This window comes from Phenylobacterium conjunctum, assembly GCF_042679085.1.
In the GTDB taxonomy this organism is placed as follows: domain Bacteria; phylum Pseudomonadota; class Alphaproteobacteria; order Caulobacterales; family Caulobacteraceae; genus Phenylobacterium; species Phenylobacterium conjunctum.
The window spans coordinates 58,591-77,261 of record NZ_JBHTLQ010000008.1; the positions used below are offsets into that span (position 1 = coordinate 58,591).

The 18,671-nt window shown below is 69.2% G+C and carries 19 protein-coding genes; 7 read left to right on the forward strand and 12 right to left on the reverse strand.

Annotated elements, in window-relative coordinates; genetic code table 11:
* Window positions 1–47 precede the first annotated feature (47 nt).
* The gene (locus ACFQ27_RS05340; RefSeq protein WP_377352881.1) at window positions 48–1,370 is read left to right on the forward strand and encodes a serine hydrolase domain-containing protein; all 1,323 of its coding nucleotides are present in this window, start codon (window positions 48–50) and stop codon (window positions 1,368–1,370) included.
* Between the two features lie 109 nt (window positions 1,371–1,479).
* Window positions 1,480–3,309: an aspartate--tRNA ligase gene (aspS, locus tag ACFQ27_RS05345; protein ID WP_374348244.1), complete on the forward strand. Its 1,830-nt coding sequence runs from the start codon at window positions 1,480–1,482 to the stop codon at window positions 3,307–3,309.
* A 233-nt stretch (window positions 3,310–3,542) separates the two neighbouring features.
* On the opposite strand, the gene ACFQ27_RS05350 is transcribed toward aspS, so the two are convergent.
* Complete coding sequence (locus ACFQ27_RS05350) at window positions 3,543–4,427, reverse strand: pentapeptide repeat-containing protein (protein ID WP_374348242.1); 885 nt, start codon at window positions 4,425–4,427, stop codon at window positions 3,543–3,545.
* A 62-nt stretch (window positions 4,428–4,489) separates the two neighbouring features.
* Window positions 4,490–4,975 (reverse strand): pentapeptide repeat-containing protein, encoded by a 486-nt coding sequence (locus tag ACFQ27_RS05355; protein WP_377352883.1) that lies wholly within the window; start codon window positions 4,973–4,975, stop codon window positions 4,490–4,492.
* Between the two features lie 101 nt (window positions 4,976–5,076).
* Here ACFQ27_RS05355 and ACFQ27_RS05360 point away from each other — a divergent pair, with 101 nt between their 5' ends.
* Complete coding sequence (locus ACFQ27_RS05360) at window positions 5,077–5,394, forward strand: DUF6665 family protein (RefSeq protein WP_374348236.1); 318 nt, start codon at window positions 5,077–5,079, stop codon at window positions 5,392–5,394.
* Here ACFQ27_RS05360 and ACFQ27_RS20870 read toward each other — a convergent pair whose 3' ends face one another.
* The 3 genes from ACFQ27_RS20870 to ACFQ27_RS05375 all read right to left on the reverse strand — a co-directional run bounded on the left by ACFQ27_RS20870 (window position 5,395) and on the right by ACFQ27_RS05375 (window position 9,780).
* Window positions 5,395–8,529: an AAA family ATPase gene (locus tag ACFQ27_RS20870; RefSeq protein WP_449305000.1), complete on the reverse strand. Its 3,135-nt coding sequence runs from the start codon at window positions 8,527–8,529 to the stop codon at window positions 5,395–5,397.
* Between the two features lie 18 nt (window positions 8,530–8,547).
* Window positions 8,548–9,168, reverse strand: a complete 621-nt coding sequence (locus ACFQ27_RS05370) for a thioredoxin domain-containing protein (RefSeq protein WP_374342683.1) — start codon at window positions 9,166–9,168, stop codon at window positions 8,548–8,550.
* A 63-nt stretch (window positions 9,169–9,231) separates the two neighbouring features.
* Window positions 9,232–9,780 (reverse strand): DUF721 domain-containing protein, encoded by a 549-nt coding sequence (locus ACFQ27_RS05375; RefSeq protein ID WP_377352885.1) that lies wholly within the window; start codon window positions 9,778–9,780, stop codon window positions 9,232–9,234.
* 125 nt (window positions 9,781–9,905) lie between these two features.
* Here ACFQ27_RS05375 and mutY point away from each other — a divergent pair, with 125 nt between their 5' ends.
* The gene (mutY, locus tag ACFQ27_RS05380) at window positions 9,906–10,943 is read left to right on the forward strand and encodes an A/G-specific adenine glycosylase (protein WP_377352886.1); all 1,038 of its coding nucleotides are present in this window, start codon (window positions 9,906–9,908) and stop codon (window positions 10,941–10,943) included.
* Here mutY and ACFQ27_RS05385 read toward each other — a convergent pair.
* Together ACFQ27_RS05385 and ACFQ27_RS05390 are read right to left on the reverse strand one after the other, a co-directional pair.
* The gene (locus tag ACFQ27_RS05385) at window positions 10,940–12,109 is read right to left on the reverse strand and encodes an MFS transporter (RefSeq protein ID WP_377352887.1); all 1,170 of its coding nucleotides are present in this window, start codon (window positions 12,107–12,109) and stop codon (window positions 10,940–10,942) included. The two genes, mutY and ACFQ27_RS05385, sit on opposite strands and share 4 nt — an antisense overlap.
* A 41-nt stretch (window positions 12,110–12,150) precedes the next feature.
* Window positions 12,151–12,483, reverse strand: coding sequence for a helix-turn-helix domain-containing protein (locus ACFQ27_RS05390; protein WP_377352889.1), 333 nt, complete (start codon window positions 12,481–12,483; stop codon window positions 12,151–12,153).
* A gap of 80 nt (window positions 12,484–12,563) precedes the next feature.
* On the opposite strand from ACFQ27_RS05390, the gene ACFQ27_RS05395 reads away from it, so the two are divergent.
* Complete coding sequence (locus tag ACFQ27_RS05395; RefSeq protein WP_377352890.1) at window positions 12,564–12,926, forward strand: VOC family protein; 363 nt, start codon at window positions 12,564–12,566, stop codon at window positions 12,924–12,926.
* Window positions 12,927–12,930: 4 nt separating this feature from the next.
* Here the strand turns inward: ACFQ27_RS05395 and ACFQ27_RS05400 are convergent, their stop codons facing one another.
* From ACFQ27_RS05400 to ACFQ27_RS05415, 4 genes are all read right to left on the reverse strand, one after another.
* Window positions 12,931–14,010 carry a site-specific DNA-methyltransferase gene (locus ACFQ27_RS05400; RefSeq protein ID WP_374342675.1) on the reverse strand — a complete coding sequence of 360 codons (1,080 nt, stop codon included), beginning with the start codon at window positions 14,008–14,010 and terminating at the stop codon, window positions 12,931–12,933.
* Window positions 14,011–14,094: 84 nt separating this feature from the next.
* Window positions 14,095–15,156, reverse strand: a complete 1,062-nt coding sequence (locus ACFQ27_RS05405; RefSeq protein WP_377352891.1) for a DUF2332 domain-containing protein — start codon at window positions 15,154–15,156, stop codon at window positions 14,095–14,097.
* A gap of 31 nt (window positions 15,157–15,187) precedes the next feature.
* Window positions 15,188–15,817: a ribonuclease HII gene (locus ACFQ27_RS05410; protein ID WP_377352892.1), complete on the reverse strand. Its 630-nt coding sequence runs from the start codon at window positions 15,815–15,817 to the stop codon at window positions 15,188–15,190.
* Window positions 15,817–16,407 carry a DNA-3-methyladenine glycosylase I gene (locus tag ACFQ27_RS05415; protein WP_374342669.1) on the reverse strand — a complete coding sequence of 197 codons (591 nt, stop codon included), beginning with the start codon at window positions 16,405–16,407 and terminating at the stop codon, window positions 15,817–15,819. Before ACFQ27_RS05415 ends, ACFQ27_RS05410 begins: the two co-directional genes overlap by 1 nt.
* Before the next feature lie 52 nt (window positions 16,408–16,459).
* Between ACFQ27_RS05415 and ACFQ27_RS05420 the strand changes: the two genes are divergently transcribed.
* Both ACFQ27_RS05420 and ACFQ27_RS05425 read left to right on the forward strand, forming a co-directional pair.
* Window positions 16,460–17,332, forward strand: a complete 873-nt coding sequence (locus ACFQ27_RS05420; RefSeq protein ID WP_377352893.1) for an alpha/beta fold hydrolase — start codon at window positions 16,460–16,462, stop codon at window positions 17,330–17,332.
* A 62-nt stretch (window positions 17,333–17,394) separates the two neighbouring features.
* On the forward strand, window positions 17,395–17,736 hold the full coding sequence (locus ACFQ27_RS05425; protein ID WP_374342665.1) for a hypothetical protein: 342 nt from the start codon (window positions 17,395–17,397) through the stop codon (window positions 17,734–17,736).
* Between the two features lie 168 nt (window positions 17,737–17,904).
* Here ACFQ27_RS05425 and lepB read toward each other — a convergent pair whose 3' ends face one another.
* Window positions 17,905–18,657 carry a signal peptidase I gene (gene lepB / locus ACFQ27_RS05430; RefSeq protein ID WP_374342663.1) on the reverse strand — a complete coding sequence of 251 codons (753 nt, stop codon included), beginning with the start codon at window positions 18,655–18,657 and terminating at the stop codon, window positions 17,905–17,907.
* Window positions 18,658–18,671 lie beyond the last annotated feature (14 nt).

Genomic DNA, 18,671 nt, shown 5'->3' on the forward strand with positions numbered 1-18,671 from the left:
CGCTACCTCGGGCATACCAAGAACTCTAAAAATTCCGAGGGGGGAATATGCGTGCGATGCGTCTCGCCGCCGTGGCCATGGCCGCGGCGGGCCTGAGCCTTGCTGGACCAGCGATTGTTGAAGCCAAGACACCCGCGGCCGCGGTCAAGACCGTGGCGCCCGAGAGCGTGGGGTTTGATTCCGCGCGCTTGAAGAAGCTGGATGACTACATGGCCGGCGTCATCGCTCAGAAGCGGGTGGCCGGCATGACCACCCTGCTGGTGCGCCATGGCAAGGTGGTGGCGTTCAACACCTACGGCACGATGGACGGCCAGTCGCCCATGACCAAGGACGCCATCTTCCGCATCTATTCCATGAGCAAGCCGGTGACCGGCGTGGCCATGATGATCCTCTACGAGGAGGGCAAGTGGAAGCTGGACGACCCGGTGACCAAGTTCATCCCGGAGTTCCGCAATCTTAAGGTCATGACTGGCGTTGGTCCGGACGGAAAGCCCACCACGGTCCCGGTGACCCGGCCGCCGACCATGCGCGAGATCATGAGCCACACCGCCGGCTTCGGGTACGGGCTGCAGATCCGCGAGCCGGTGGACAAGATGTTCCGCGAGCGCGGCGTGCTCTGGTCGGCCGACCTGCCGGACATGATCGGCAAGGTCGCGGACATCCCGCTGAAGTTCCAACCGGGGACCGACTGGTCCTATTCCATCGCCGTCGATATCCAGGGCTACCTGGTGGAGAAGCTGTCGGGCCAGAAGCTCGGCGACTTCATGCAGTCGCGGATCTTCGGCCCGCTGAAGATGACCGACACCGGCTTCTATACCGGCGCTGACAAGGCCTCGCGCCTGGCCAAGCTCTACCAGACCGATATCCGCACCTGGCAGATGGTCCCGGCCACCGAACTGTTCGGCGGCGCGGTCCCCGACTACACGAAGAAGCCGACCCTGGAGTCCGGCGGCGGCGGCCTGGTCTCAACCACGGTCGACTATGGCCGCTTCGCCCAGATGCTGCTGAACAAGGGCGAACTGGATGGCGCGCGCATCCTGGCCCCGGCGACCGTCGAGCTTATGGGGACGAACGTGATCCCCAAGCCGGTGCTGGAGACCCTCAGCGCCAAGCAGGGGGGCAGCTTCAGCGACGCGGTTGGCTTCGGCATGGACGTCATGGTGGTCAACGACGCCCGTAAGGCCGGCTCGATCAGCGGCGACGGCGAGATGAGCTGGGGCGGGGCGGCCGGCACCTGGTTCTGGGTGGATCCGACCAACGATCTCTACTTCGTGGGCATGGTCCAGCGCCTGGGCGGCACCGGCGGTGAGGACCTGCAGATCATGTCGCGCCTCTTGACCTATCAGGCCCTGGTGAAGCCCGAAAACTAGGGGGTTCGCAGGCTGGGAGAGTCATCCCAAAGAGGGGCCCGACCTTGACATTCGGCGCCCCTCATGCGCCCTTCCGCGCCTTGATTTTTCCGAGCCTTAGCGACTCCCGATGCACGCCTACCGCACCCATACCTGCGGCGCCCTGCGCGCCGCCGACACCGGCCAGCCGGTCCGTCTGTCCGGCTGGATCCACCGCAAGCGCGACCATGGCGGCCTGGTCTTCATCGACCTGCGCGACCATTACGGCCTGACCCAGCTGGTTTTTGCGCCGGAAACGCCCGGCTTCAGCACGGTCGAGCGCCTGCGCGCCGAGAGCGTGATCCGCATCGACGGCGAGGTGGTCGCCCGCACGCCGGAGACCGTGAACCCCAACCTGCCCACCGGTGAGGTCGAGGTCCGCGTGAAGGCGGTCGAGGTGCTGTCGGAAGCCGCCGAGCTGCCGCTGCCGGTGTTCGGCGAGCCCGACTATCCGGAAGAGATCCGGCTGAAGCACCGCTATCTCGACCTGCGCCGCGAGACCCTGCACCGGAACATCGTGCTGCGGTCCAAGGTCATCCACTCGATCCGCAACCGCATGATCGACCAGGGGTTCCTGGAGTACCAGACGCCGATCCTGACGGCCTCGTCGCCGGAAGGCGCGCGCGACTTCCTGGTGCCCTCGCGCCTGCACCCGACCAAGTTCTATGCGCTGCCCCAGGCGCCCCAGCAGTTCAAGCAGCTGCTGATGGTCTCGGGCTTCGACCGCTACTTCCAGATCGCGCCCTGTTTCCGTGACGAGGACCTGCGCGCCGACCGCAGTCTCGAATTCTACCAGCTCGACGTCGAGATGAGCTTCGTGACGCAAGAGGACGTGTTCGCGGCTATCGAGCCTGTCATGCACGGCGTCTTCAACGAGTTCGGCGGCGGCAAGCGCGTCTCGCCCATCGATCAGCCGATGAGCTACCAGGACGACTTCGGCAAGACGATCGAGCACAAGGGCTTCGAGCGCCTGACCTATATGCAGTCGATGTCGCGCTACGGCACCGACAAGCCGGACCTGCGCAATCCGATCGTGATGCAGGACGTCTCGGACCACTTCCGCGGCGGCGGCTTCGGCCTGTTCGCCCGCATCCTGGAAGACGCCAAGAACGCCGTGTGGGGCGTGCCCGCGCCGGGCGCCGGCTCCAGAGCCTTCTGCGACCGCATGAACTCCTGGGCCCAGGGCGAAGGCCAGCCGGGTCTGGGCTACATCTTCTGGTCCGAGGACCAGGGCGGCTGGGGTGGCCCCATCGCCAAGAACCTCGGCCCCGAGAAGACCGACGCGGTCATGGGCCAGCTGGGCCTGGGCAAGGGCGACGCCGCCTTCTTCGTGGCGGGCGATCCCAAGGTGTTCGTCAAGTTCGCCGGCGCGGCCCGCACCAAGGTCGGGACCGACCTGAAGCTGGTGGACGAGGATCAGTTCCGGTTCTGCTGGATCGTCGACTTCCCGATGTTCGAGTGGAGCGAGGAAGAGAAGAAGGTCGACTTCTCTCACAACCCGTTCTCCATGCCCCAGGGCGGCCTGGACGCGCTCCTGAACCAGGATCCGCTGACCATCCGCGCCTTCCAGTACGACATCGTCTGCAACGGCTACGAGCTGTGCTCGGGCGCGATCCGGAACCACCTGCCGGAGGTGATGGTCAAGGCCTTCGAGATCGCGGGCTACGGCGCCAACGTCGTCGAGGAACAGTTCGGCGGCATGCTGAACGCCTTCCGCCACGGCGCGCCGCCCCACGGCGGCCTGGCGCCCGGCATCGACCGGATCGTCATGCTGCTGGCCGGCGAGACCGCCATCCGCGAAGTGATCGCCTTCCCGCTGAACCAGCAGGGCCAGGACCTGCTGATGAACGCGCCGTCGGAAGTGACCGAAAAGCAGCTCAAGGAGCTGCACATCCGCACCGCCCCGCCGATCAAGGTCTGATCGGCGGTCTGAGGCGAAGGAGGGGCTGGGCCTCTCCTCCAGACCGTCATGGCCGGGCTTGTCCCGGCCACCCATACGCGCCTCAGGTTCAGGCCTGGCCGCGGTGGCGCAGTCGCGTCCTAACCGCTGGCGCGGAGTTCATGGGTGGCCGGGACAAGCCCGGCCATGACGGTACGGGGTGAGCCTCACCGCATCGTGCAACAGCCCCGCAAGGAAATCTGCGAAACTGCAGCTCAGTAGCGCGGCGGGGCCGGGGCTGCGGGCGGCGCGGGCGGGGCAGGGGCCCTGGGCGGGCGTACGATGGTGATCCGGCCGCGGCAGGTCTTGGCCGTCAGGCCCGGCGGCAGGCGCGTCGAGGCGTCCGCGCAGGCGTTGTTCAGCTGGTCCTGCTCCAGGTTCCGCGCGCCCCTTAAGTCCACGCCATAGAGTTGGGCGTGGTTCAGGATCGTGTCGCGGAAGTCGGCGCCCGAAAACGTCCCGCTGGTCATCACGGCGGCGGTCAGGTCGGCGTCGCGGAAATCGGCCTGGGCGAAGTTGCCGCTGGTCATCACCGCGCCGCGCATCTGGGTGTCGCGGAAGCTGGCGTTGGACGCCCGAACCCGGACGAAGGTCGCCCCGGTCAGGATGGCGTCGTCAAAGCGCCCGCCGGTGATATTGGCGCCCTGGAAGTTCGCGCCCTCGGCGCGGGTGTCGCGCATGTCTACATTGGCCATGTGGGCCTGGCCGAACATGACGCCGGTCACCTGGGCGTCGCGGATGCGGGCGCTGGACAGGTTGGCGTTCTCGAAATTGGCCCCGACCATCTGGGATTCCGACAGGTCGGCCCGGGCCAGATCGGCCTGGCTGAAATTGGCGCCCAGGAACCGCGCCTCGCGCAGGTCAGAGCCCACCAGGGCCGCGCCTTCGAAGTTCGCGCCCTCGAAATGCGCGCCGGTCAGCTTGCGGCCGGACAGCTCGCACCCGGCGCAGGAGCCGCCGAACGAGACCATCCGCGCCACTTCCTTGTCGCCCATCAAGGTGACGGCGTTGGCGGCGGCGGGCAGCAGCGCGGTGAGCGCGGCCAGGGCCGCCAGGGGGCGGGCGATGCGGGGCAGAAGCTGGGGTAAGCGACGAACCATGAGCCTACCCTGTGCCCCGCACGGACCCTGAGGGCTACTTAAATCGCGGTAATTCTTGGCGTTTAGCACGCCGGGATTCGCAACCCACGGGGGAGCTGGGTGCTCGCGTCGCCGCACGCCTGGTTGAGTTGGGCCTGGGACAGGCCCACGGCCCGGTCCATCTCGGCGCCTGAGAAATTGGTCCCCTCCAGCCGGGCGCCGGCGAAATTCGCGCCCTCCAGATAGGTTCCGACCAGGCTCGCATGGGTCAGGTCGGCGCCGGCGAAACTGGCCGAGGAAAACACGGCCCCATAGGCGTTGACGTCGCGCAGATCGGTGCGGGCGAAGTTGGTGCGGTTCATCACCGACAGGGACAGGTCGGCCTGGCGCAGGCGGGCGCCGGCGAAGTTGCGGCCCTTGAGCTCCAGCCCGGCGAAGTCAGCCTGGAACAGGTTGCAGCCGGGGCAGCTCTGGCCACGGCGGGCAGAGGCGATCTGGCCGGCGTTCTGGGCGCTGGCCGCCGCGGGCACGGCCAGGGCGAGGATCAGGCTGGCGGTCAGAAGTCTCATTTCGGCGCGGGGCTCCCGGCGGGTAGGTCTCCTGGATAGGGCCAGCAAACTTAAGGCCAGGTGACCATGACCTGCTGCGCGGCCTCTGCTAGGCTTGGCCCATGGCTGTTCGACCACCCCAGAGCCTGTCCGGCGGTTACCGGTTCGAGACCGGCGACAGCATCCTGGACGCCGAGCTGGCCGGCGAAAAAGCCCACGCCCTGGGGCGCATGGGCCGCGCCGCCGAAGCCGCGCTGGCCCGCCTGAATGATCCCGAAGCTGTCGAGGCCGAAGGCCGCGAGGCCCTGCTGAAGGCCGCGGCCCAGGCGGTCTGGGCCTGGTTCATCCAGCGCGAGTCCTGCGGCCTGCGCGACCACAAGGCCATCATCCGAGATTTCGGAATTCCGCGCGCGGTGCTGGTGCGGCTGGGCGCGCGGTAGCTACCCCGCCCGATCCTCGTCCCTGGGCGTCGCGCGCGTGCCGCAGCTTTCGCAGATCAGGCTCGCGCCCTTGCGGACCACCGCCATGTCGCCACACGCGGCGCAGACGTCGGCCTCGGGCTTGCCGAAGCCAGAGCTGCGGTTGTTGGCGCTGGGCAGGAAGACCAGGTTGTCCGGCGTGTGCCCGCGCGAGAAGCCGCGCGAGATGAAGGCCGAGGCGGGTTGGGGTTCGTTGGCCTGGTCCTCGTCGGCCTTGCCCTTGCCCAGACCGTCAGCGTTCAATTCGCCGTCGGCGTTGGCCAGCTCCTGGCGGTCCAGATAGGAGATGCCGAGCTCACGGAAGATGTAGTCCAGGATCGAGGTCGCCGACTTCACCTGGTCGTTCCCGGTCACCGGCCCGGCCGGTTCGAAGCGGGTGAAGACGAAGGCGTCGACGAACTCCTCCAGCGGCACGCCGTATTGCAGGCCGATGGAGATGCCGATGGCGAAGTTGTTCATCAGGGAGCGGAAGGCGGCGCCTTCCTTGTGCATGTCGATGAAGATCTCGCCCAGTTCGCCGTCGTCGTACTCGCCGGTGTGCAGATAGACCTTGTGGCCGCCGACGGCCGCCTTCTGGATATAGCCCTTGCGGCGGTCGGGCAGTTTGCGGCGGGTGCGGTCGCGCTCGACGATGCGCTCGATGATCCGTTCCTGGGGCGGCGGCGGCGGGGCGGCGCGGGCCTCGACCACCTCCGGCTCCGGCGCGCGGACCGGGCGGGCCTCAGGCAGCTTGGGCAGGTCGAGCACCAGGCTGGCCGGCGGCTCCATGCGGCGGATGCGCAGGGCCTGGGCGCCGCTCTGGGCGGCCTCCAGCAGCAGGGCCCGGGCGTCGGCCGGCGTGGTGTCCCACTCCAGCTCCAGCTCGGCGACCGGCGGAAGGTCCAGCGCCTGGGCGAGCGCCGCCATCATCGCGAAGTAGGGGCCGGGCCCCAGGTCGTCGGCCGACAGGAAGACGGCGCGTTGGTCCGGCGACAGGAAGGGCGCGTCGGCCAGCTGACCACCGCCCAAGGCGTAGGTCTCGGCCGCGCCGATCTCGCGGGGCGAAAAGCCCATGCGGTCCAGCAGGTCGAGCCCGGGATCGGCGAAGTCCTCATCCGACAGGCCCAGGATGTCGCTCAGGAAGCCGGGATCGATGACCTGGGGCGAGAAGGCGTCGGCCAGCCGGGCGGCGAAGGGCAGGGCGGCCTCGACCTGGGCGATCTCGTGTTCGGTGAAGCCGCGCGCCTGGAGGGCGGTGTGATCGACGCCCGGCGCCTCGGCCAGGTCGTGACGGCCCAGCAGGAAGGCGCGGGCCTCGGCCGGGTCGAGACCGAGCGCCGCCAGGCCTTGAAGGCTGGCTTCGCTCAGCACACGGGTCAGCTCGCCGTCGGCGGTCTCGGCGACGGTGACCGCGCCCAGGCCCGGCGCGCCGCTCAGGAGTGCGCCGCCCAGTTTCAGGGTCAGGTCCGGATCGTCGAACACCGCCAGCCCGCCCTCGATGGCGCCGATGCTGGCCAGGGCCTCCTTGGCGGCGGCGAAGATCCGGCGGGCCGCGCGGCGGCCCTGCAGCGAATCATAGGCCAGACCCTGGGCCATCAGCCAGTCGGCCAGGCCGCCGAGGCCCAGTGCGATCGTCCCGCCCATGCCGGCCAGGGCGGTCCCGGCCAGGCGCACGGCGGCGGCGAACCCCTCCGCGTCGAAGGCCTCGCCCACGCCAAAGGCCATCAGGTCCACGGCGCCGCGGGTCGGGCGGCCCACGCCGGCCAGCTTGGCGCCGGCCTCGGCGTCGAAGGCGGCGATCACCGCCCCGGTTTCCCAGCAGGCGGCGGCGAGGGGATCGAGGGCGGCCTCCAGAGGCGCGCCCCGCGACATGGCGACCAGTTCCACCCCGCCAGCCTCGAAGCGGACCTGGGCGTCCCACAGGTGCTCGCCGGCCCGGGCCAGGGTCATGGCGTCCAGGATCATGGCGTCGCTGGCGCCGGCCTGGCGGGCGGCCTCGGCGGCGCGGGCCGCTTCGGCCAGCTCCGGACCGCGTTCCGGGGCCTGGGCGATGGCGGCCTCCAGGGCGGCGCGGTCGTCGGCCAGGCGCTTCAGGGCGAGGTCGGCGTCCTCGGCCATCTGGGTTTCGCGGCCCCGGTCGGCGTCGATGCGGGCCAGGTCGGCGGTCAGGCGTTCGACCTCGGCGGCCAGGGCCTCGCCCTCGCGCTCCAGCCGGTCCTTGTCGATGGCCAGCCGGTTCAGCACGGCGGCGGCGATGGTCTCGGCCTCGCGCAGGGGCTTGATCTGCTCGTCAGCCTCGGCGGCGCGGGTGGCGGCCACGGCCGCCTCGCGGGCGCTATCCTCCACCGCGCGGGCCGCGTCGTTCAATTCACCCCGCAGCCGCAGGGCGGCGTCGCGGGCCTCGGTCCAGCGCGAATGCAGCAGGGCCGCCTGAAGGGTGCGAATCTCGGCCGACAGCTTCTTGTAGCGCTCGGCCTGGCGGGCTTCCCGGCGCAGGCGGTTCAGCGCGGTGTCCAGCTCGCCGGTGACGTCATCGAGGCGGGTCAGGTTGGTCTCGGCGGCGCGCAGGCGCAGCTCGGCCTCATGCCGGCGGGAATGCAGGCCGGACACGCCGGCCGCCTCTTCCAGGATCATCCGCCGGTTCTGCGGCTTGGCGGCGATCAGCTCGGAGATCTGGCCCTGGCGCACCAGGGCCGGCGAATTCGAGCCGGTGGAGGCGTCGGCGAACAGGAGCTGGACGTCACGGGCCCGGACCTCGCGGCCGTTGATCCGATAGGTCGAACCTTCCCCCCGGTCGATCCGGCGGACCACCTCCAGGACCGGATGGTCATTGAAGGCGGCCGGGGCGGTGCGATCGGCGTTGTCGATGGTGAGCGTGACCTCGGCGTGATTGCGCGAGGCCCGGCCCGAGGAGCCGGCGAAGATCACGTCGTCCATTCCGCCGGCCCGCATGGCCTTGGCGGAATTGGCGCCCATCACCCAGCGCAGCGCTTCCAGCAGGTTCGACTTGCCACAACCGTTCGGCCCGACGATGCCCGTGACTCCGGGCTCGATGCGGAACTCGGTCGCATCGACGAAGGACTTGAACCCGGAAAGGCGCAGCCGCTGGAAGTGCACGTTGGGGGAGACCCCTCCTTACTTGCCGGCGGAGGCCGCGGCGACGGCGGCGTCGAGCTGCTCCAGGGTCACTTCACCCGAGGCCACTTCCTTGCCGTTGATGAAGAAGGTGGGCGTGCCCGAGATCTTCTGTTCCTTGGAGGCCTTCTCGACACGGTCGTTCAGGGCCTTCAGGGCGGCTTCGTCGGTGATGCAGGCGTTGAACTGGGCTTCGGTCATGCCCGACGACTGGGCGATGCGCAGCAGCGGGCCGCGGATGTCGCCGGTCTGGAACATCTCGGTCTGGGCCTTGAACACGGCGTCGAGCACCGAGAAGTACTTGTCCTTGCCGGCGCAGCGCGCGGTCAGGAAGCCGGCCGCGGCCAGTTCGGGCGGCGCGGTGATGAATTCCTTCAGGGTGTAGTGGACCTTGCCGGTGTCGATGTACTTGGCCTTGAACGCCGGGAAGACGTTGTTGTTGAAGGCCGCGCAGTGGCTGCAGCTGGCCGAGGCGTACTCCACCATCTCGATCTTGGCCTTGGGGTCGCCCATGGTCATGTCGTCTGTATTGGCCTTGGCCCCGCCCTTGGAGCAGCCGACGAGGGCGAGCGCGCCCAGCACGGCGACGGCGGCGAGAGAACGACGGCTGAAGTTCGACATGGAGCCCTCTGGGAAAGTCTGAACGAAAGATTAAAGCGCGATTCCCCTGCGGCGGGGGGAAAGTCAACGGGTGCGACGATCTCGCAGCACGCCGCGACCCAAGCTCAACAATGCGGCCTTCAAGGGGCCGTCCGGCTCGCTGGCCAGGCTGGCGACTAGGGCGGCTTCCTGGGCGGCGTCCAGGGGCGGGGCCTTGCGGCGGGGCTTGGGCGCGTCAGGGACCAGATTGCGCAAGGGGCCCTGGACGATCCGCAGCTTGTTCACCGCCCCGGCGCCCAGGAACAGGTTCACCCGGCTGACGATCTCGGTGGCCTGGTGCTGGATCAGGGCCGCGCCGGCGCCGGCCACGCGGATCTCCAGCGCGCCCGGGCCGCCGCCGCGCGGCTTGGTCAGCTTCACGGGCTCGGTGCGCCGGGCGATGTCCTCGCCGACGATCTCGCGCCAGCGGGCCTGCAGCGCGCCCGGCCCCTGGCCGAACCGCTCGTCCAGGGCCTTCAGGGTCTTGTTCAGCGCCCGCCCGGCCGGCGGCGCGGCGCGGTGCTGCGGCCGCGTGCGCTTGTGCGCCAGGATGGCGGCGGCTTCGGAGACGCTGGGCAGGGACCGGCGGGGCATGGCTCCTCATATAGCGTCATCCTCCGGCCGCGTCAGCGGACCGGGGGATCCGAGCGGCGTCGCGATTCGGCTTGGGTCCCCGGATCGTCCTTGCGGACGCCCGGAGGATGACGACATTGGGGAAGATGACCCCTGACACCCTCCGCGCGCACCTGCTTGCCTGGTACGACGCCCAGGCCCGCGACCTGGCCTGGCGGGCGGGGCCGAAGGCCGGCTGGCGGCAGGACCCCTACAAGGTCTGGCTGTCCGAGGTGATGCTGCAGCAGACCACCGTGCCGCACGCCACGCCCTATTTCCTGAAGTTCACCGCCCGCTGGCCCACGGTCTCGGATCTGGCCGCCGCGCCGGACGAGGAGGTGATGGCCGCCTGGGCGGGGCTTGGCTACTACGCCCGGGCCCGCAACCTGCTGAAGTGCGCCCGCGCCGTGGCGCAGGATCATGACGGAGTGTTCCCGGACACCGAGGAGGGCCTGCGCGCCCTGCCGGGGCTGGGCCCCTATACGGCCGCTGCGGTGGCCGCCATCGCCTTCGACCGTCCCGCCAATGTCGTCGACGGCAATGTGGAGCGGGTGATGTCGCGGCTCTACGCCGTTGAGGCGCCCCTGCCGGACTCCAAGCCAGAGCTGAAGGCCCTGGCCGCGGACCTGGTGCGGGACGACCGCCCCGGCGACTGGGCCCAGGCGCTGATGGACTTAGGCGCGACGGTCTGCCGGCCGAAGTCGCCGCTTTGCGAACGCTGTCCGGTGTCTGAGGCCTGTGCGGGCCTGGCGACCGGCGCGCCGGAGACCTATCCGCGCAAGACCAAGAAGGCCGAGCGGCCCCGGCGCTATGGGGTGGCCTATCTGCTGACCCGTGGCGACCAGATCGCCCTGGTCCGTCGGCCGCCCAAGGGGTTGCTGGGCGGGATGCTGGCCCTGCCCACCAGCGACTGGCGGGACCGTCCCTGGGGCGCGGCGGAGGCTGTGGCCGCGGCGCCGGCGGTCCTCGACTGGCGCAGCGCCGGGGAGATCGAGCACGTCTTCACGCACTTCTCCCTGACGCTGACCGTGCTTCGGGCCGAGGGCGCCGCCGACGAGGTGATCTGGTCGCCGAGGCGGGACCTGGACGGCCTACCCTCGGTGTTCCTTAAGGCGGCCAAGGCCGGCCTGACCAGCCTGCTCTAGTCCGCCGTGACCGGCTTCGGCTGGGGGCGTGGGAAGACGAAGGCCATGGTGGTCAGGGCGGTGAGCGACAGCAGCAGGGCCGCGCCAGGGATGGCCGGAACGCCGAAGGTCGCCAGGGCCGCCCCGCCGGCCGCCGAGCCCAGGGCCTGGCCCAGCGAGATCACCGAGCCGTTGAGGGCCAACGCCACCGGCGCGCCATCCGTGGCCTGGATCAGGCTCGCCTGGATCACCGGGGTGATGGAGAACAGGGCCACCGCCGCCAACAGGATGGCGAAGGCCACCAGCCCCATGCTGGGCCAGCCGCTGGGCAGGGCGTGGTGGGTGGCGGCGAAGTGCACGGCCATGGCGGTCGCCTGGATGATGAAGCCCTGCAGGATCCAGCCGCGGCCAAGGCCCCGGTCGGCGGCGCGGGCGCCCAGGGACAGCCCGATCAGGGAGCCGAAGCCGATCATCGACTGGAAGGCGCTGACACCCGCCCCGGTGACGCCCGCGCCCACCCGCACGATGGGGGCGATGTAGAGGTTCAGCGTCATGTTGGCGGCGAAGGTCAGGAAGGTGGTCAGATAGAAGGGCCAGATGCCCTTCAGGTCCAGGCTGCCGGCCGGACGCGGCGGCGGGGCCGGGACCGAGGGCAGGAAGAAGATCACCGCGATCAGCGGGATCGCCGACAACAGGGCGGCGAACAGGAAGGTGGCCCGCCATCCGAAGGCCGCGCCGATGATGCTGCCCAGCGGAATCCCCACCACGAAGGCCAGGGTCATGCCGCCCGCGACCATGGCCACGGCCGAGCCCCGGCGCTCCGGCGGCGCGAGGGTGGCGGCGGCGACGCTGGCCGCCGGGCCGGACATGGCGCCGGCCAGCCCCGCCAGGGCGCGCAGCACCAGGAGCACGCCGAAATTGGGGGTCAGGGCGCAGGCGATGTGCAGGATGAGGCCGGTGGAGAGGCCCGCGATCACCATGATCTTGCGATCGACCTGCCCGAACCTCCAGGCCGCCAGCGGGCCGAGAAGGGCCGAGGTCAGGACGAAGGCGGTCTGAAGCTGGCCGGCCACAGCTGTGGTCACGCCCAGGTCGGCGGCCATCTGCTCCAGCATGCCGGCGAAGATGAAGGCGCCTGATCCGAAGGCGAAGGTGACCAGGGTCAGGACGTAGATGCGCGGGTTCATGAGCCCAAGCCTAGCCGTCCCGGCCGCCATCGCCAGATAATTTAGTCACGGACCGTGCCAGTATTTCTGGCAGCCAGGCGTCGCCAGGGTGTCAGCACCTCATAGATCGGCGCGCTGGTCGGCCCGTCCCGCGTGACCTCGATCAGCTGGCGGCGATCCCTCAGGTGGCGGACGGCGTTCTGGATCGAGGACTTCGACAGACCGGTCTCCGCGGCCAGGGTCGACAGGCTGGCGGCGTGTCGGCGCAGGCCGCCCTCCGTCCGCGCCCAGAGCCACAGATAGAGCAGATAGGCGGACGGGGCGTGGTCATGCCCCACCAGGTCGCGCATCAGCACGTCGAGGACGTAGGCGTCGATCCGGACGGTCTCTGTCATAGCGGTTGCTATAGTTTTTATCGGACGCCTTGTCTTGCGGCACGCGGATTGGCTGCATGGGGTCAGACCAAGGAGCGCCCATGATCACCCACCTCAAGTTCGCCACAGTGCCGTCGAGCGACCAGGATCGGGCGCTCGCGTTCTGGACGGAGAAGATCGGCTTCCGGGTGATCACGGACCAGCCCCTGGGCGACCAGCGCTGGATCGAGTTGGCGATCCACAACAGTCAGACCGGCCTGGTGCTGTTCACCCAGCCGGGCCATGAGGACCGGATCGGCGGGCGGTTCAACGGCTCTCTCGCCTGCGACGACGTGGAAGCGACCTATCGGCAGCTCTCGGCGCGCGGGGTGGAATTCGTTGGTCCCCCGGACAAGCAGCCCTGGGGGACCTTCGCGATCTTCAAGGACCCGGACGGCAACGAGTTCGTGCTCGGGTCCCGCTAGGGCCTCAGGCCGCCATCTGGCTGCGGACCTTGGCGCGCAGCACGTCGATGGGGGCCAGGCCCTTGTCGGACTTGAAGTGCCAGTAGGTCCAGCCGTTGCAGGCCGGGGCCGACTGGACCATGGCGCCGACCTTGTGGATCGAGCCGGCCATCTCGCCGATCACCAGGCTGCCGTCAGCGCGCACGCGGGCCGCGCGCTCGCCCTTGGGGCAATAGAGGGTGTCGCCCGGACGCAGCAGGCCGGCCTCGACGATCTGGCCGAAGGGCACGCGCGGCTCGGCGCGCTTGGAGCCCATGACGTCCAGGTCTTCCGGCGAGATCGGCACGACCTTGGCGATCCGCTCCTTGGCGAGCTTGGCGTAGCCCGGATCGCGCTCCAGACCGATATAGCGACGGCCCAGGCGGCGGGCGGCGGCGCCCGTGGTCCCGGTGCCGAAGAAGGGATCGAGGATGATGTCGCCCGGCTTGGTGGAAGCCAGGATCACCCGGTGCAGCAGGGCCTCGGGCTTCTGGGTCGGATGCGCCTTGGCGCCCGTCTCGTCCTTCAGGCGCTCTTCACCGGTGCAGAGCGGCAGCGTCCAGTCCGAGCGCATCTGCAGCTCGTCATTGGCCATCTTCATGGCGTCGTAGTTGAAGGTGTAGCGGCGCGCGCCACGGCTCTTGGAGGCCCAGATCAGGGTCTCGTGAGCATTGGTGAACCGGGTGCCCTTGAAGTTCGGCATCGGGTTGGACTTGCGCCAGATGATGTCGTTCAGGACCCAGAAGCCGGCGTCCTGCAGGGCGGTGCCGACCCGGAAGATGTTGTGATAGCTGCCGATCACCCAGATCGCGCCGTCGTCCTTCAGGACGCGGCGGCACTCGGCCAGCCAGGCGCGGGTGAACTTGTCATAGGCCTCGAAGCTCTCGAACTGATCCCACTCGTCATCGACCGCGTCGACCTTGGAGTTGTCGGGACGCAGCAGGTCGCCGCCGAGCTGCAGATTGTACGGCGGGTCCGCGAAGACCAGGTCGACCGACCGGTCTGGCAGCTTGCGCAGCGACTCGATGCAGTCGCCCAGAATGATGGTGTCGGGGGTAACGCCCATGTCCGCCTCACGAAGACCAGACCGGAATCCTGAATCTTCGTGGTGAAGCAGTGGTGAGCAAACGTGGTTAATCCGGGAAAGGATTCATTCTTTCCATGCGACCGATGCGCCGTGGGGGTGAACCTCGGCCAGGATCCGGGTCTCGCCGCCGGGCCAGAGGGTCAGGCGGACCTCCATGATGGTCAGGTTCTCGGGCGACGGCTCCATGCGCAGCCAGGCGAAGGGGGCCTGCGCCGTGGCGCGGGCGCCCAGGGCCTGGAGGGTGCGGGTCAGGGCCGCCTGGCTCTCCGGCGGCATGTATTGCCAGAAGACTGAGTGATAGGCGCAGGTCACCGCGCCGACCCGCGGCGCGGCCCGGGCGGAGGTCCAGGCGACGGCGTCGGCGGTCTCCACCTCGACCTTCAGCTCCAAGGCTAACCCAATGGCGGCGCGGATGCGGGCGAGCCTTTCGATCTGGTCCGGCCAGACATAGGCGAGCAGGCGGCGGCGCTCGGCCGGATCGCTGAGGGCGATAGGCCGGCGGTCGCAGGCGGCGCGTTCGATGACCTGAACCTGGGCGTCGACCGGCGGCGCGGGGCCTGTCCAGTCGGTGTCGAGCCGCACGCTCGCCGCCGCATCGCCCCACTGCGCCTCGCCGAAGTCATAGTGGAAGCGATCCCAGTTCAGGTTCAGTCCGGCGCTGGCCGCGATCTCGAAGGCGCGGATCGGCAAACCGGTCTCGCGGGCGATGGTGAGAAAGCCCGGCGCCAGGCAGATGGCGCGCCGGACCTCGTTGGTCTGGGGCTCGTGGCCCAGGAAGTCCGCCAGCCGGTCGCGATGCTCCACCATCGCCGCCCGCGCCGCGGTCCAGGCGGCGACGGGATCGCCGGCCCGCCCGGCGCTCGGATAGGCCGCCGCCAGGGCGGGCGCGGCGCCCTCCAGCACCAGATCGTGCAGGCCGCCCACCAGGCGCAGGGCGACGGCGTCGTCGAAGGCCTTCTTCAGGTCTGACGTGGACCAGGGCGCCAGCAGGTCGGCGACCGGCCCGCCGGCCTCGAGATCGTGAGCCGCTGCCGTGAGCAGGGCGCTGTTGAACGGCGAGCCGAGCTTCTCGCAGGCCTTGGCCTGGAGATGCAGATTGCGGACGAGGTCGGGATTGGCGGTCATGGGGCCAAAACGCGCCCAGCCCCCAGCCGGGTCAATCTTGATTCAGCAGATCAATTTGCGCCGCGCCGCCCTCCAGCGCCGCGCGGATCGGCGCCCAGCCCTGGCGGTGGATAGGGCAGGGGCCGAGGGTGCGCAGGGCCTCCACATGGATCGGGGCGTGATAGCCCTTGTGGCCGGCGAAGCCGTAGCCAGGATAGAGGCTGTCGGCCTCGACCATCAGCCGGTCCCGCGCCGTCTTGGCTAGGATGGAGGCCGCGGCGATCGAGGCGCTGATGGTGTCGCCCTTGACCACCGTGCGGATCGGACACGGCAGGTCGAAGCGGTAGTTGCCGTCCACCAGGGCGAAGGCGGCGGGGATGGCCAGGGCCTCCACCGCTCGGCGCATGGCCAGGCCCGTGGCCCGCAGGATGTTGAGCTCGGCGATCTCCTCGACGCTGCCGAAGGCGACGCCCCAGGCGATGGCGACCTCCTTGATCTCGATTTCCAGGACGTTGCGGGCCTTGGCGCTGAGCTTCTTGGAATCGTTCAGGCCAACGGGGATACGCGCCGGATCCAGGATCACCGCCGCAGCTGAGACCGGTCCGGCCCATGGGCCACGCCCGGCCTCGTCCACCCCGCAGACCGGGCCGGGATGTTCCAGCTCCAGCTCGTAGTGCGGCATCAGGCGCTCATCCGCCGGATCGGCTCATGCCGATGGCAGGTGACCAGGTGGTCGTTCACGAAGCCGGTGGCCTGCATGAAGGCGTAGACGATCACCGGGCCCACGAACTTGAAGCCCTTGGCCTTCAGACCCTTGGACATGGCCTCGGCCACATTGGTCTGGGCCGGGACCTGGGAGATCTCGGTCCAGCGGTTCTGGATCACCCGGCCGTTGGTGTAGCTCCACAGGAACTGGCTGAAGTCCTCGCCCTTATCGCGCATGTCGCAATAGATTCGGGCGCTCTGGATGGCGGCGTCGATCTTGGCGTTGGAGCGGACGATGCCGGCGTCGGCCATCAGCCTGGCGCGGTCGGTCTCGTCGAAGCGGGCGACCTTCTCCGGATCGAAGTCGGCGAAGGCGGCGCGGAAGGCGTCGCGCTTGCGCAGGATGGTGATCCAGGCCAGGCCCGCCTGGAACCCGTCGAGCACCAGCTTCTCCCACAGGGCGCGGGAATCGTATTCCGGCACGCCCCATTCCGTGTCGTGATAGGCCTCATAGAGGGCGTCGCCCTGCATGCCGCGCCAGGCGCATCGAGTCGGCTCTGTGCTCATGGGCCTGTTGTCGCGCGAGGCGGGGGCGCTGGGCAAGACGGGAGGAGAACAAATGGGGTTCGAGGGCTTCGCGCTCAGCCGTGTCGATGTGGGCGAGGCGACGCTTAGGGTGCGCCATGGGGGCTCCGGCCCGCCGCTCCTGTTGCTGCACGGCTATCCTGAGACCCACATGATGTGGGGCAAGATCGCCGGCGATCTGGCGCGCGACTTCACGGTCATCGCCCCGGACCTGCGCGGCTATGGCGAGAGCACCGGGCCGGCGGCCACCAAGGACCACGAGACCTATTCCAAGCGCGCCATGGCCCGCGACGCTGTCGCCCTGATGCGCCATTTCGGCCATGAGCGGTTCATGCTGGCGGCCCACGACCGCGGCGGCCGGGTGGGTTATCGCCTGGCGCTGGATCATCCGGGCGTGCTGCAGAAGCTGTCGATCCTGGACATCATTCCCACGGCGGATGTCTGGAAGCGTGCGAACAAGGCCTTTGCGCTGGGCTACTGGCACTGGTCGTTCCTGGCCCAGCCGGCGCCGTTCCCAGAGACCGCCATCGCCGGCAACGCCGAATGGTTCCTGTTCGAGGGCATGATGCGCGGCCAGACCCCGCCCTTCGCCGACGACGCCTTTGAGGACTACAAGGCCGCCGCCCGCCGGCCCTCGGTGATCCACGCCATGTGCGAGGATTATCGCGCCGGCGCCTCCTATGACGTCGCCGCCGATGAGGCCGACCGGGGCAAGAAGAAGATCGACTGCCCGGTCCAGATCCTTTGGGGCGGCAAGGGCGCGCTCGGCGCCTGGTACGACGTCCTGGGCCTGTGGCGGGAGTGGGCCGATGACGTCACCGGCCAGGCCATCGACTGCGGCCACTTCATCCCGGAGGAGAAGCCGGTGGAAACCCTGGCGGCCTTGAGAGCCTTCTTCCTGGGATAGGTCGCCCTTGTCCGGACATGATTTCCGTGTCCAGCAGGCGCGAATTGAGCTGAACTGAGATCATGACCGAGCCCCGGCCCCCAAAGAAGAGCGAGAGCCTCGAGATCCGGATCCCCTATCCGACCAAGCAGGCGTTCATGGAGCGCTGCCGGGAGGAGGGGGTTTCGGCCAGTGAGGTGCTGCGCGGCCTGATCGAGACTCGCCTCCAGCCGGCGCCGCGTCGGCGGTTGAAGTGGGCGGCGGCGGCCCTGATCGGCCTGGCCCTGGGCGCGGTGGCCGCGCCCTCCCTCGCCCTGGCCTCCAAGGGGCTAGGCGGCGAGGCTGAAGCCCGCCGCACCTTCCAACGCCTGGACGCCGACCGTGATGGGGCGCTGAGCTATTCGGAGTACCGGGCGGGCAGATAACTCCCCTCCTCCCCTTGTGGGAGAAGGTGGCCTGGCGGAGCCAGGTCGGATGAGGGATTTCTAAGAGTCAGATGCCGAAGCAGGCGACGGACAGGGTGATCGACCCCTCATCCGTCGTCCTTCGGACGCCACCTTCTCCCACAAGGGGAGAAGGACACCCTCAACACATCAGTGGATCCCCTTGAAGGTCCGGCCCCAGTTCAGGTTCAGCCAGGTCCAGGGCTTGAAGAACGACGCGCCTTCCTTCCAGGAGATCAACACGACGCGCGCCTTGCCGACGATGTTCTCGGCCGGGACATAGCCGACGCCGATCTCTTCGGGCCAACGGCTGTCGAGGGAGTTGTCGCGGTTGTCGCCCATCATGAAGTAGTGGCCTTCGGGCACGACATAGGTGTCGGTGTCGTCGCCGTCGTGGTCGGTGGCGCGGTCATAGGTGATGTAGCGCGAGCCGTCGGGCTTGGTCTCGGCCACCTGCATGACGGTCACGTCCGGCGAGTCCAGGTCCTGGGTCAGGCCCAGCGCCTGGCGCGGGATGGCCTTGTCATTGACGAAGACGTTGCCGCCCTGGACCCTGATGCGGTCGCCGGGCAGGCCGATCACCCGCTTGATATAGGTGATGGCGATGTTGCGAGGCAGCTGGAACACCACCACGTCGCCGCGCTGCGGCCCCTTGCCCCCGATGCGGCCCTTGAACAGCGGCGGGTTGAACGGGAAAGAGCAGCGGCTGTAGCCATAGTCCCACTTGGAGACGACGATGTAGTCGCCGGTCTTGACGATCGGCTCCATCGACGACGACGGGATCGTAAAGGGCTGGAACAGCAGCACGCGCAGCACGAGCGCGATGGCCAGGGCGTAGCCCACCGTACGGGCGATCTCGATGATCTCTTCGGTGGCGTTCTGCGGAGCGGGCGTCTCGGTCATGATCTCGCTGTGAT